Source organism: Methanosphaera sp., from assembly GCF_016282985.1.
Classification (GTDB): Archaea; Methanobacteriota; Methanobacteria; order Methanobacteriales; family Methanobacteriaceae; genus Methanosphaera.
This window is the reverse complement of sequence record NZ_JAEELZ010000072.1, coordinates 16,743-30,628: the sequence shown is the minus strand read 5'-3', so window position 1 is coordinate 30,628 and position 13,886 is coordinate 16,743. Positions and strand designations below refer to the sequence as shown.

The following is a 13,886-nucleotide window of genomic DNA, read 5'->3' as shown; positions in this document are numbered from 1 at the left end:
GTTTTTAATTAAAGTAAACTCAATTGGACCTTCTTCATCAATATAAAATGGCATTTTGTAATGATTTGGAACGTTATGTACTTTAATACTTTCATGGTTTAATAGTAATTTTGCTCCAACATCACTTTTATGGAAAACTTCATATGGTGCATTAGTAATTGCATCTATAATCATATCCACATCTTCATCTTTGTCTCCAGAGTATTCTAAGGACCATTCATCACCATCAGGGAATTCAATATCATCAATTACACCGAATTCATCGTTGACCAATCTAAATTCAACTGTTTTTCCGTTGTATGTACATTCACAGTATTGTATTATCTCGCTTACATTATCATATAGTAATGCATCTAATATGTTATCTATTTCCATTGATAAATCTCCGTTTTTTAAAGGGTGTATAACTTTATCTTTTACAAAAATAATAATCTTTTCGGATATGTGAAATTTATTTCGCTATACTTACCTATAACGAAGTAAAATTTTCAGTTAATAAAGAAGTTTTTATAATCAAGAAATTACTTAAAAAAATATCCCCGAAAAAAGTTAAAAAAAAGAATTAAAAATAGTCGAAAATATCAAATAAAAATAAATACATGTACATGAAGATATTAAAAAACATGATTTAAGAACCAGCTTTAAAAATAATAAGAATAAAGTTTAAGTAAAATAACTTTATTCAAATAATCCGAGTTCATAATCATATAATGTAGTCTATATCATCCTCAACATAAACATCATCATAATCCTCATACTCTTCAAGTAATTCCAAATCATCAGATTGATTTATATCAACACTCGATTGGTTGATAGTTGGTCGGATAACATCAACATTTACAACTGCCAATGAAAATGGATCCACTTCAATATGTCCCAAAGACATAGTTGAACCATCAATATCATAGGATACATTATAACTATAAATGAATCCACCCATTTCATTAATTTTTACAGGATTTGTTAAATAAGCTCCATTTATGTCTAATTTATCCAATTCTTTCTGAGCCAAAACCCTACATTTTTCTTCGGATAGTTCATTTGTAACTTCATTGGCAAAAGCACAATGAATCAATTCCCCAGTATTTGCATCATATATTATATTACCCAAATCAATTATATACACCACTTTATTGTCTTTAGTACTGAATAATTCCACATTTACAACTTTCTGATTCTCACCATTCTTTTTATATAATTCATTTGCTTTGGCAATGATATCTTTTTGAGATATTTTAGCTTCAGGTAATGATCCATCATCTTTTTTAAATGTATAAAAATATTCAGATAATACTCCTTTAGCTTCGAAACCTTGTGCATCAATTAATTCTGGTTTAACTTTTGCATCAACTTCTAAATGTAAAATTGAAATATCTTCCGAGATTTTTTCTTCTACATCAACAATGTAATAATAAGTTCCATTAGCCATTTTATATGGCCCCGTTACTGAAACTGTAGCATTTGTAAAATTAAACATATTCTGATATGCTTTTTTGATTTCCTCTTTAGAAAGTAAACCATCAACGGGTTTGACGGGAGTAACCGGTTTATTGACATTTTTTATATCATCAATTGTCTTTAATTCCTCAACATCACTATCATTTAAATCGGATAGAGTTACATTGGACGTATTAGGTTGAAAAGATATACAACCAGATACAGAAACTACACCAACAATAATTAAAAGAATTAGTATCAAATTAATCTTTTTCATATTCTCACCACAAAACTATCCTTAATAATTAATTACAATGATTTTTTAATAATATATATGTTTAAAATATATAAAATTTTTTGAAAATTAAGAAAAAGATTAAACTATAAAAATTTTTATCTAATATGCATCTTAATTTGAAACAGAAATAGGATATTGAAAAATTTTAATAGAAAAATTAATAAATAATATATCTAAATAAAACATGTGAAAATAATAAGGAGTAAAAATATGGATTATATATCTGTATTTCTTATAGCTGTTGCTTTAGCAATGGATGCATTTAGTGTTTCAATCACAAAGGGTTTTACTCAAAGACATTTGACAAAAATGCAAATTTTATGGTATGGCGTTTTTTTCGGTGGTTTTCAAGCTTTGATGCCCCTAATTGGATATTTTTGTGGTAACACCATACGTTCTTTCATAGCATTTATAGCACCTGTAGTTGGCTTTGTTCTATTGTTAATTATAGGATTAAATATGATTAGAGAAAGTTTAAGCAACGATGAAGAAGAAATAACTGATAATTTTAGTTTTAAAGAAGTGACATTACTGGCTATTGCTACAAGTATTGATGCATTTGCAGTTGGTTTAAGTTTCGCATTCTTAAATACCAGTCCATTGATACCTAGTGCAATTATAGGAATTGTTGCATTTATATTTAGTATAATAGGCATATACATAGGAAAAAAATTAGGAAACATATTCGGAGATAAATTCCAAATTATTGGAGGAATCATATTAATACTTATTGGAATTAAAATTTTGTTAGGCATATGATATATTCAAATAATACGTCTAAGCACAAAATTCACTAAAAGATACTTCATAAACTCAAAATTAATAATTGATAATTAACAATATAATAATAGAGATATTTTCAAAAAGGACGCTGAATAAATGATTAAGGTAGAAAATTTAACAAAAATTTACAAATTAAATGATAATAACCGAATTAAAGCATTGGATAATGTTTCATTTGAAATTAATGATAATGAAATATTTGGTATTATGGGAATAAGTGGTTCTGGAAAATCCACTTTAATGCGTATTTTAAGAGGTGTTGAACCATTTGATGAAGGAACAATCACCATCGGAGATATGGTTATCACCCCTAAAACCTATAATAATTACAAAAATGATTTAAAAGAAAAAACTGCCATACACTTACAAAGATCTTTTGGATTATGGTCAAAAACAGCTGTTGAAAATGTGATTCATAAATTATATGGTATAAAAACCGGAGATGAAACAACCGCAGACATAACACATATCAAAGAGGAGTATATGGATGAGGCATTGGATATTTTAGAAACAGTAGGTTTAAAAGAAAAAGCAGATCATTTTGCTCCTGTTCTCAGTGGTGGTGAAAAACAAAGGTTAGTTCTTGCAAGACAATTGGCTAAAAAACCAGAAATTTTACTTTTAGACGAACCGGCCACCATGAGCAGCCCCAAAAAAAGAAAAGAAGTATTGGATACTATTAAAAAAATACATGAAAAATACAATACAACTGTAATAATAGTATCACACCAACCGGAAATTCAGGAATATATGGCTGATAGGATAATGTTAATGTTTAACGGTCAAGTAACTGAAATTGATAGTCCTGAACAGGTTATTGAAGACTTTTTAAAAGATGAAGAAGAAATTTATCCAATAGCAAAATTAGATAGAACAGAACCAATCATTAAAGTGAATAATTTAACCAGGGATTTCTACCTTTATAGAGGAGGACATGTATTAACTATAGAAGATGTTAACTTTGATGTTAAAAAAGGTGAAATATTATCCATAATTGGTCCAACAGGTTCCGGTAAGACAGAAATATTAAAAATGATAGCAGGTTTTGAATTACCTGATAGTGGAAGTATAGAAATATTTACTGAAGATAAATGGATTAAAATGGATGAATATGGGGAAAACAGGATGCAAATAAGAAAAAACATGGGCTTTATGCACCAGGAATTTGCATTAACACCTCATACACCAATAATTGAACAATTAAAATATAAAATATCCCCAAAAACAGATGACATATATAAATATGCCATAGAAAAAGCAGATGAACTTGGAATTAGTAAAGAAGCTTTAGATATTATATATCAATTAACAGATTTATCTAAAGATGAAGCAATACTAAAATTAGAAAAAATAAATTTAAGTCCGGAAATATTAAATATTTTATTCCCAAAAATTAACACGGAAGAAGTTATTAATTATGCTAAACCAGTGTTCGAAGCACTTGACTTGCCTTTACCATTATTAACAAGACAATTTATAGAATTATCCGGTGGTCAAAAAGTAAGAGTTGCTATGGCCACAGTATTAGCTTCAAAACCTGAAATTTTAATTCTTGATGAACCATTCGGAGATTTAGACCCTGTTACATTAAGACAAGTAGCGAATTCACTCAAAAAGATTAATGAAGAATTTGGAACCACGATTATTCTTGTTAGTCACACAATGGAATTTGTTAAAGAAGTATCCAGCAGAAGTATTCTAATAAATAAAGGTAAACTTATAGAAGAAGGAGATCCTGAAAAAGTTACAAATGATTTTATTGAAATGGAAAGTGAATAGGTGAAATTATGTTTGAAAGAATATTAGTCCCAACAGATGGTTCTGAACTATCAAAAAAAGCAGGATATGAAGCAGTGAACATTGCTAAAAAAATAGGTGGAAAAGTAATTGTTACACACATCATTGATCAGAAATTAACAAAACCATATGATGTTTTAGAAAACCAAGCACAGGAATATATCAAAGTAATTATTGACTATGCTTTAGAAAATAATGTTGAATGCGAAAGTATGATTGTGTTTGGAAGTCCAAAATATGATATCGTTAAATTAACTAGAAAAAGTGAAGCAGATTCCGTTATGTTAGGAACTCATGGAAAAACTGGAATAACCAGTACATTACTTGGAAGTTTTGCACAGAATGTTGTTAAGACAATAGATTTGCCTATTACATTAATCAAATAAATACTTATTAATAGAATCTATTAATAAAAATATTATATCCTCCACATTTTCTATTTTTTTGTTTTCGATTTCAAGATGTAAATAAGATGTTAACAAAATGTTAACAGGAGTTAATATATCATCCAATTTAAGTAAACCTATGTTAACTTCATCAATCAAATTTATTATGCTGCTAACAAATGCAACATTTTGTGTATTATTATTAAAATAGTAAAACTTGGTTGCATACTCCTTTTTATCAATTGAGGTATGAGTATAAAAATCATCAAAAGTTATGTTGAACCGTGATAACCTGCTTAAAACAGTACTCTGAAAATCTACTGACATAAATGTTTGAAGATATAAAGCTTCTCTGGTAGCTTCTTGAACACTAGTTGCAATTAATTCTCCCAATTTTGAATGTTTTCCTGCATTTTCTATATGATTTTGACTATCTTTATTAGAGATTATACAAATACCATCAGTACCTGTACCTGTAGCAATATGGGAAGAGTATTGACTTTCAATTTTTAAATCTTGAAGAACACTAGTTTTTGCTTCTGTAGCAGTTATTGAAGCAGTAATCAAAGCACCATCATGTAAATTAGCATCGATAAGGATAATAATATTTATAGTTCCAAAATGATTAAAATAATTATTATTATATTCATAAAAAGATGCCGGATCACCTGCTTTAACTGCGTTTTTATCAGCACCTGCAGTAACAATAGATGTTACTTTTAATTTTTCATATTTTTTAACAGATATTGCATAATTATCCATACAAGCAGAAGTCAATAGTCCTGATGTCTTTTCAGGATTTAATCCCAAATTTAAGAATTTATTCTTTTGAAAATTCTCAAAATCACCATCAGTTAAATCATCATAATCTTTTTCATCAGTAGACATGTTAACAACATTAGTCATATTATGACAAAGACCACCATTTAACCAGGAAGATATTAATACGTTGTTTTTATTTTTTAAATTAATTATTATAGAGTTATCCTTCTTAATAACATTAAAAAATAAATCGTCAATAATTTCCTCAGAATAATCAGTTATCATAAAAAATACACCAAAAAATAGTCCTTAGCGGAGTCGAACCGCTGTCACAAGATCCAGAGTCTCGTAGGATTGCCACTACCCTAAAGGACTATGATAAAAAAAAACTATATAATATTATATCTATGAATATATTTAAAGTTTTTTAAGCTTTTTTTATTCATATTATTTAAAGTTGAAAAAAAATAAAAATTTTGTTAAAAATGAAAAATAAGAATTAAAACATGATAAAAAATTAAATAAAAATCAAAAATTTTAAGATTAATAATGTAATTAACTAATTTAAGTCTAAAAATGATTGAAAAGTATATATAATAGAAAAATATAAAATAAAAAACAATTATAAGAAATTTATCAAAAAAGTGAAATATTATGAATGGTAATAGAGGATTATTAATTGGTAGAATGCAACCAGTCCATAAAGGTCACATAAGTGTAATTTTAGATACTTTAAAAGAAGTTGATGAATTAATTATAGGGATAGGTAGTGCTGAAAAAAGTCATACAAATTCTAATCCTTTTACTGGTGGAGAAAGAATTTTAATGTTAACAAAAGCTTTAAGGGAATATAATATAGACACATCCCGTTATTATATTATCCCCCTAGAAGATATTGCATGTAATTCACTATGGGTTGGTCATGTGAAAATGTTAACACCACCATTTTCTAAAGTTTATTCAGGTAACAGTTTAGTTCAACAGTTATTTGAAGAAGTTAACATACCTGTTACCCAACCTGTACTATTCAATAGAACAGAATATTCAGGAACAGAAGTTAGAAAACGAATATTAAATAATGAAAATTGGGAGGATTTAGTACCTCAATCCGTTGTTAAAGTAATCAAAGATATTAAAGGTGTTGAACGTATTCAAAAACTAAATAAAAAAGAAATTAGTGAACTAGTATAATTAACGAGATGTTAAAAATGGGCTTTATTAGAGATAGTATCCATGGTGATTTACATTTAACAGATTTTGAATTAAAAATTTTAGATACTGTTGAAATGCAAAGACTACGACGGATAAAACAATTAGGTTTTACCAACTTAGTATATCCTGGTGCTAACCACACAAGATTTGAACATTCTATAGGAACCCTTTTTTTAGCAAATAAGGTTGGAAATACATTAGAATTAGACAAAGAAGTCGTGGAGTTACTAAGAGTTTGTGGTCTATTACACGATATAGGTCATTCACCATTTTCTCATGTATCTGAAAGAGCATTAAAACATAAACATGAACATGTAACTAAAGAAATTATATCAAATTCTAGCATTACGGACATAGTTGAAGAACAATTCGATGTTAAATTAATTGAAAGTATAATTGATGGTAAAACCAAATATGGAAAAATAATCTCAGGAGATTTGGATGTTGATCGAATGGATTATTTAGCAAGAGATTCCTATTACACTGGTGTTGCTTATGGAGTTATTGACACTGAAAGATTAATTTATAGTTTAACTTATGATAATGAAGATTTAGTCTTATCACCAAAAGGTGTTCAGGCTGCAGAATCTACTTTATTAGCCAGATACTTTATGTATCCTACTGTTTACCAACATCATACAACAAGAATAGTAAACAGTATGTTTAGAGTATCGTTATCCAGACTTCTGGAAGATAACATAATAGAAGAAAAACAGCTTAGATATTTAGATGATGGTGATTTGATAAATATTACACGTAATACACCAGGATTACCAGAAAAAACTATGCAAAATTTAGATACACGACATTTATACAAAAAAACAGATACAATAAATCTTGCACAATTTGAAAAACCATCATTAATAGTCGAAATGGATAAAAAATATTTAACAGAAGCTGAAGAAGCAATAGCAAATAAATTAGATTTACAACCAGAAGAAGTAATAATTGACATGCCTGAAGAATTATCCTTCAAAAAAATGAATATGAAAGTTGAAACTGATGATGGATTAAAACCATTGACAGAAGTATCTACAATTATTGACTCCTTAAAACAAGCACAATACAATTATGCAGATCTTGCATTATTCATGTCCCCAGAGAATAAAAAAATAGCACTGGAAAAAAATATTAAACTAACCGATTTCCTTACATTACCAAGTTAACTAATTTGAAATTTAAAACATTTGTTTTTCCATGTTAACATCATGTTAACAATTAATTATATAAGTTTTCAAATAGTTAACCTCTTTTTTAAAAAACTTTTTTTTTTAAAACAAAATGTTAACAAAATAAAATTAATCTTCTTTTAAAAAATTATTATTTTCAAGATGTTAACAAAAAAAGTAAAGAAGAAAACATTGCAAAACATTAGTTTATCAACCCAATATAAGTTTTAAATAAATAGTTAATTTTGAAAAAAAATACCATGTTAACAAATGTTAACACGTCTTTTTTTATAGTTAACATAACTTAACATCAGGAAAAGAAAATGTAAACAAATGTTAACAAAAAAAAATTTAATGTTAATTTACTTGAAAAAAAATAAAACATTTGTTAACAAAGTATATATAATAAGTAATATAAAAATATTAAATAGAAAAAACGTTAACAAAAAGTTAACAAAAAAAAGTTAATAAATAAGCCATTTGAACTAAAATACGGATGATGAAAGACTCACTGATATTGATGTTTTAAAATGTTTTTATTAAAAATTATTGTTAACAAGTAGTTAACATTGACAAAATAATTGTTAACAAATATAGTAAGGTGTATTTATGACTTCAGGTCAAGCTACTGCAAGAATAAAAAATATTGAAGAATGGCATAAATTTAAGGAAAACGCTGAAAAAAATGGAATAAAAATTGGTGAAGCCTTAGAACAAATATTAGTTGCTTATAACAATAATTCATTAGTAGATATTAAAGAATACGATGATCTTCAAAATGAATACAATATTTTATTAAAAAAAGTAGAAACTTCCGAAAAAAAAGTAATAGATATACAAGAAGAAAACAATATTTTGGAAAAAAAACTAGCTGATTTAAATAATTCAAATAATCTGTTAAATAATGAAAATGATTTTCTAAAAGATAATAATAAAAATTTGGAAAATAAATTAAAAGAGTATGAGAATAACATTAAAAATATCACTGAAGAAAATAACAAGTTAAAAATTAAAAATTCAGATAACAGTAACATTTCAGATCAACTTCAAAGTACGAAAAATAAATACCAGGATATACAAGAAGAAAACAAAAAATTAATCAAAATTAACGAAGAACTAAAAAACACAAACAGACAACTTACTGAAGAGAACATTAAGTTAAAAGGATTATCTGATATTCCTGAAAGAGAAAAAAAATTATTGCAACAACAATATGATAATCTTGAAGAATTATATGATAACCTTAAAAGTGATAACACGGTATTAAACGACTCTTTAAAAACATTAACTGATGAATTAAAACAGCAGCAAAAAGACACAAGAACTGCCAGAAGTGATTACAAGCATATTGTTGAAAATCTCAATAAATTACATGAAGAATTCAATGAAATTCAAAACGAGAATAAACAGTATAATGTAATCTTCGCAGAAATCAAAAAAATGTCAATAATGGAAAGGATCTTAGGAAAATATCCAGATGATATTAAAGAATTAAAACCATAGGTGAGGAGATGATTATTTATGCTTATACCTGTTTATAATAAAAATAATAAAAAAGTTGGACAAACTCCTTTTATTGATAATTTAACTTTTGATAATAAGCCGTCTTATTGTAATGAATCAGGCCGGTTGGGTTTAGTCCGAGTTAAAGATGGAAAATACAAAAATAAACTCATCTTATTATATTATGATGAATTTTTTTCAAGTTGCAGTCGTGGTGAATTTATCTCAGAAGATGAAGCATACGATATCTGTCTAAGTAGGGGCAAACTACAATTAACTGAAAGATTACAAATTAATCCATCAGATGAAATTTCAAACTAATTTCTTTTTTTTAAATTTTTAAATACAATAACCTGAAAATAAGTAAACTTTTTATTCAATAATTTTTATCTAAGTCTCAAGAATATTGACTATTTTTTAACATATATAAACAATAAATAATAGAAAAAGATGTATAAAAATAAGAAAGAGGGGCTTATGCCAAATTATTCTCGTGGATGATAATTTGGACTTTCGTTAGTAATAGTTATGTCATGAGGATGACTTTCAGACATACCATTTGGAGTTATATGAACTAATTCTGCTTTTTCATGCATTTCCTTAATGGAAGCAGCTCCAACATATCCCATAGATGATTTTAATCCACCCATTAATTGGTATACTATTTGACTTGCTTCACCTTTATAAGGTACAACACCTTCGATACCTTCAGGAACTAATTTTGTAGAATTCATGTTACTACCGGAACCTTGGAAATATCTGTCTTTTCCAGCTCCTACTCCACCAGTCATAGCACCTAATGAACCCATTCCTCTATACTGTTTGTATTTACGTCCATTTCTAATAGTCATTTCACCTGGAGATTCAGTAGTTCCTGCAAGTAAACTACCAACCATTACTGCATTTGCTCCTACTGCCAATGCTTTTGCTACATCACCTGAATATCTTAAACCACCATCTGCAATAACAGGAACATCATAATCACTTGCAACATCAGCGACACTGGATACTGCACTTAATTGTGGTACTCCAACACCTGCAACAATACGTGTTGTACATATGGAACCAGGACCAATTCCAACTTTGATTCCATTAATTTCAGCTTTAAGAATATCTTCAGCTGCTTTTGCTGTTGCAATGTTACCTAATAAAATATCAGATTCTACGTTTTTATTCATTTCCCTTACGGATTCAATAATATCTGTTTTATGACCATGAGCACTATCAATAGCTATAATATCTGCACCGGCATCACTTAATGCCATAGCTCGATCGATATCGAAAGGACCACATGCAGCTGCAACCAAGTATCTTCCTTTATCATCCCTAACTGCATTTGGGAATTTTTTTCTTTCCAAGATATCTTTCATTGTAACGATACCCACCAGTTCATTATTTTCTGAAACTACTGGTAAACGTTCAACTTTATTCTCATAAGCTATATCTAATGCTGTATCAGTATCAGTACCTTCAGCTATAGTAAGTACATTATGAGTCATAGCTTCTTTAACTTTACAGTTCATTCGTTTTCCGTGTAATGGTTTAATATCCCTTCTACTGATTATACCAACTACCACATTATCCTCATTAACTACAGGTAAACCACTGACACCTTCAATATCCATTATATCTTGAGCATCAGCTACTGTTTCATCAGGAGATATTGTGATAACTTCTTTTACTGTTAATTCATTTGCAAATTTAACTTTTTTAACTTCTTTGACTTCCTGTTCAATAGTTAAATTCCTATGAATAACTCCAAGACCCCCTTGTCTTGCAAGAGAAATAGCCATTTCAGATTCAGTTACAGTATCCATTGCTGAACTTACTACTGGTATATTTAAATCATAATTTGTTGATACTTTTGTATTTAATTTGACATCTTTTGGTTCTATACTGGATAGACCTGGTTTAATTAAAAAATCATCAAATGTATAAGTATCTTCTGCTTTTGTTAATTTATCTGTAAACTTACTCATATAATGCCCCTTAAAAAATTCAATAAATACTATAAAATTTAAATTTTTATATTAGTATTATTTTTATCATAAATTCTAATTAAATGTTATCTTTTAATTCTTGTACTAATTTGTGATTTATGGTTCCAGTATTTCTGTCACCACCACTGCATACACAACCTCTAACTCCCATGATGTCACAACCAATACTTTTTAACATGTCAACATCATTTTTATTGACTGATCCGGCTAAAGCTACTTTAAGACCATAATCATGAGCTGTTTGTACAAAATCTTTTAATTCATCAACATCCATATGATCAGTCAATCTATGACCATCTTTAATATATGTATCAAGCATTGCGACATCACAATCACTATTTTTAGCCACAAGTGGAATGTCCTTCGGGAGAATAGAACCAGTTTTATATGCATCAGCATAACCACAAGCAACTACAACAATATTTTCATCGTATTCCCTGATTGTTCTTACAACAGCATTCATTACTTCCAATGCTTGGTCATAATTCTTAGTTCCATATAATCCCACTTTTACATAATCCGAACCAGAAACAGCACTCCCCAAAGCAGCTAATGAAACTGTACCTGGTTTGTATGGTACATCACCTATTGTAGTGCTAACAACTATTTCACCATTTGCATAATCACTAATCTGTTTAATTATCCATGGAAAATTAGCACCCAAGGAACCTTCTTTAGGATTTTTAACATCCAAAATATCAGCTCCACCTAATCTAGCTTCTTTAGCTTCTTCTAAATTAATTGCACTAACTAATAATTCCATCAATATCAGCTCAAAATAATTTTTCTAAAAATAGATAAAAGAAATTAAAATACTTTTAATTCTTTTAATAAATTGTCTCTTTCTTTTTTAAGACTTTCAATCTTTTCTTTGTTTTCATCTTTATTTTCTTTTTCTAGCATAGTTATTGTATTTGTTATTGCTTCTAAATTAAATTCTAATGGACTGATAACCATAATATTCACCCTTTTTAAAATGATTTGATGTTTTTAGTTACTGGTAATTGACGTAACCATCCAATATCACTTTGATATAACTGACGAATATCATCAACATTACAACGCATCATAGCTAATCGTTCAATACCTAAACCAAAAGCAGCAACTTGTGTTTTGATACCTAACGGTTCAAGTACTTCTGGTCTGAACATTCCAGAACCACCTAATTCCATCCAACTTTTCTTTTCAGGAACATAAATCTCGGATTCTACTGAAAGGTAAGTGTATGGGAAGTATGCTGGTCTAAATCTTACTTTAAATCCTAATTTTTTATAAAATTCTTTCAAAATTCCCAATAGGTTTTTAAAGCTCATGTCATCTCCGGCAACAATACCCTCCACTTGATGGAATTCAGGTAAATGTTTGTAATCTAATGTTTCTCTTCTGAATACCCTACCTACTGAAAACATTTTTAATGGTGGTTCATGTTCTGATAGATACCTGACAGATAATCCTGTTGTGTGTGTTCTTAAAACCATCTGTTTTGCAACTTCAACATCCCATTTATACTGCCATCCTTTACTTCCCGTATTTCCACCAGTTTCATGTTCTGCTTTTGTTTTTTCAACCAGATTTTCACCCGGTAAATCTGCGATTGGAGGATTGCTTACATAGAAAGTATCCTGCATTTCCCTAGCAGCGTGGTCTTGCGGTTGGAACAACATATCAAAGTTCCAGAAAGCTGATTCCAAAATGTTTCCTTTAGCTTCATCAAAACCCAAATCTATAAAGATACTTCTAATTTCTTCAATTGTTTGTTGTAATGGATGAACTTTTCCCGGAAAATAATTTGGTGCTGATGCATTGATATCATATCCTCTATAATGTAAATTTTTCCAAGAACCTGTTTTTAATTGTTCATGTGTTAATTGTGTAGCTTCATCCTGAATTTCTATTCCATCATCAATGATTTCTTGACCTAATTCATTAATTTTGTATTTGAAGTCCTGGGTTACGGTAATGTTGAATAAATCTTTCCTTTTTGTGAACTCTTTTTTGACTTCATCATATTCTTCAGGAATACTGTCAGAAGGTACTTGTTTATTATCTTTAATGAATTGTAAATATTTTACTTGAGGTAATTCATTTAAATCTACATTTTTACCGTCTTCACTAATGGATAAATTACCTTTGTCGATTTTTGCCCATCTATTACGCATTAATATTCCCATGGAAAAATTCATCTGTTGTTTAGATACGCCTGCTCTTTCTATGGTTTCATCTAAACTTACCACATCTTTACCTTCAGAAGAAAAATCCTGTAATGCTTTAAGAATTCTGTGTTCTGGCAAACCATTCGCCAAATATTCTTCACCTTCTTCAGATAAACTAATGTTTTCTGTTGAAAATTTATCAACAGTAATTATATCTTTACTGGCCAACATACCTGCAGCACTAGTAACTGCTTTCAAAGGCATATCTTGTCTTTCTGCTATTTCTTCAGGTGTTGCATTAATATCTTCCGATAATTCCTTAAGGAATTTTTTTTCATATAAATGTAACTCATTTTTAATTTTATCTAACATCAATTACCTCCCCC

General features: G+C 28.5%; 14 protein-coding genes. 7 read left to right on the top strand and 7 right to left on the bottom strand.

Features of this window, described 5'->3' with window-relative positions; all coding sequences use genetic code 11:
• Together QZZ11_RS04250 and QZZ11_RS04245 are read right to left on the bottom strand one after the other, a co-directional pair.
• Window positions 1-375 (bottom strand): hypothetical protein (locus QZZ11_RS04250; RefSeq protein ID WP_292473888.1); only part of this gene is annotated, 375 nt, incomplete at its 3' end.
• A 328-nt stretch (window positions 376-703) separates the two neighbouring features.
• Window positions 704-1,714, bottom strand: coding sequence for a hypothetical protein (locus QZZ11_RS04245; protein ID WP_292473886.1), 1,011 nt, complete (start codon window positions 1,712-1,714; stop codon window positions 704-706).
• 231 nt (window positions 1,715-1,945) lie between these two features.
• Between QZZ11_RS04245 and QZZ11_RS04240 the strand changes: the two genes are divergently transcribed.
• From QZZ11_RS04240 to QZZ11_RS04230, 3 genes are all read left to right on the top strand, one after another.
• Window positions 1,946-2,494 carry a manganese efflux pump MntP family protein gene (locus QZZ11_RS04240; RefSeq protein WP_292473885.1) on the top strand — a complete coding sequence of 183 codons (549 nt, stop codon included), beginning with the start codon at window positions 1,946-1,948 and terminating at the stop codon, window positions 2,492-2,494.
• Window positions 2,495-2,614: 120 nt separating this feature from the next.
• Entirely contained in the window at window positions 2,615-4,297 is a 1,683-nt protein-coding gene (locus QZZ11_RS04235; RefSeq protein ID WP_292473884.1) for an ATP-binding cassette domain-containing protein, read from the top strand.
• Window positions 4,298-4,305: 8 nt separating this feature from the next.
• Window positions 4,306-4,701, top strand: coding sequence for a universal stress protein (locus tag QZZ11_RS04230; protein WP_292473882.1), 396 nt, complete (start codon window positions 4,306-4,308; stop codon window positions 4,699-4,701).
• Here the strand turns inward: QZZ11_RS04230 and QZZ11_RS04225 are convergent.
• A complete protein-coding gene (locus QZZ11_RS04225) occupies window positions 4,690-5,748 on the bottom strand; it encodes an adenosylcobinamide amidohydrolase (RefSeq protein ID WP_292473881.1) in 1,059 nt (352 codons plus the stop codon). The genes QZZ11_RS04230 and QZZ11_RS04225 overlap by 12 nt on opposite strands.
• A gap of 369 nt (window positions 5,749-6,117) precedes the next feature.
• Between QZZ11_RS04225 and QZZ11_RS04220 the strand changes: the two genes are divergently transcribed.
• The 4 genes from QZZ11_RS04220 to QZZ11_RS04205 all read left to right on the top strand — a co-directional run bounded on the left by QZZ11_RS04220 (window position 6,118) and on the right by QZZ11_RS04205 (window position 9,668).
• Window positions 6,118-6,654: a nicotinamide-nucleotide adenylyltransferase gene (locus QZZ11_RS04220; RefSeq protein ID WP_292473879.1), complete on the top strand. Its 537-nt coding sequence runs from the start codon at window positions 6,118-6,120 to the stop codon at window positions 6,652-6,654.
• A 17-nt stretch (window positions 6,655-6,671) separates the two neighbouring features.
• Window positions 6,672-7,841, top strand: coding sequence for an HD domain-containing protein (locus QZZ11_RS04215; protein ID WP_292473878.1), 1,170 nt, complete (start codon window positions 6,672-6,674; stop codon window positions 7,839-7,841).
• A 612-nt stretch (window positions 7,842-8,453) separates the two neighbouring features.
• Complete coding sequence (locus tag QZZ11_RS04210; protein ID WP_292473877.1) at window positions 8,454-9,347, top strand: hypothetical protein; 894 nt, start codon at window positions 8,454-8,456, stop codon at window positions 9,345-9,347.
• Window positions 9,348-9,365: 18 nt separating this feature from the next.
• Complete coding sequence (locus tag QZZ11_RS04205; RefSeq protein ID WP_292473875.1) at window positions 9,366-9,668, top strand: hypothetical protein; 303 nt, start codon at window positions 9,366-9,368, stop codon at window positions 9,666-9,668.
• Between the two features lie 164 nt (window positions 9,669-9,832).
• Here QZZ11_RS04205 and guaB read toward each other — a convergent pair whose 3' ends face one another.
• From guaB to QZZ11_RS04185, 4 genes are all read right to left on the bottom strand, one after another.
• Window positions 9,833-11,326 (bottom strand): IMP dehydrogenase, encoded by a 1,494-nt coding sequence (guaB, locus tag QZZ11_RS04200; RefSeq protein WP_292473874.1) that lies wholly within the window; start codon window positions 11,324-11,326, stop codon window positions 9,833-9,835.
• A gap of 79 nt (window positions 11,327-11,405) precedes the next feature.
• Entirely contained in the window at window positions 11,406-12,110 is a 705-nt protein-coding gene (locus QZZ11_RS04195) for a (5-formylfuran-3-yl)methyl phosphate synthase (RefSeq protein ID WP_292473872.1), read from the bottom strand.
• Window positions 12,111-12,154: 44 nt separating this feature from the next.
• Entirely contained in the window at window positions 12,155-12,304 is a 150-nt protein-coding gene (locus tag QZZ11_RS04190) for a hypothetical protein (protein ID WP_292473871.1), read from the bottom strand.
• 14 nt (window positions 12,305-12,318) lie between these two features.
• Window positions 12,319-13,872 (bottom strand): phenylalanine--tRNA ligase subunit alpha, encoded by a 1,554-nt coding sequence (locus QZZ11_RS04185; protein ID WP_292473870.1) that lies wholly within the window; start codon window positions 13,870-13,872, stop codon window positions 12,319-12,321.
• Between the last annotated feature and the right edge of the window lie 14 nt (window positions 13,873-13,886).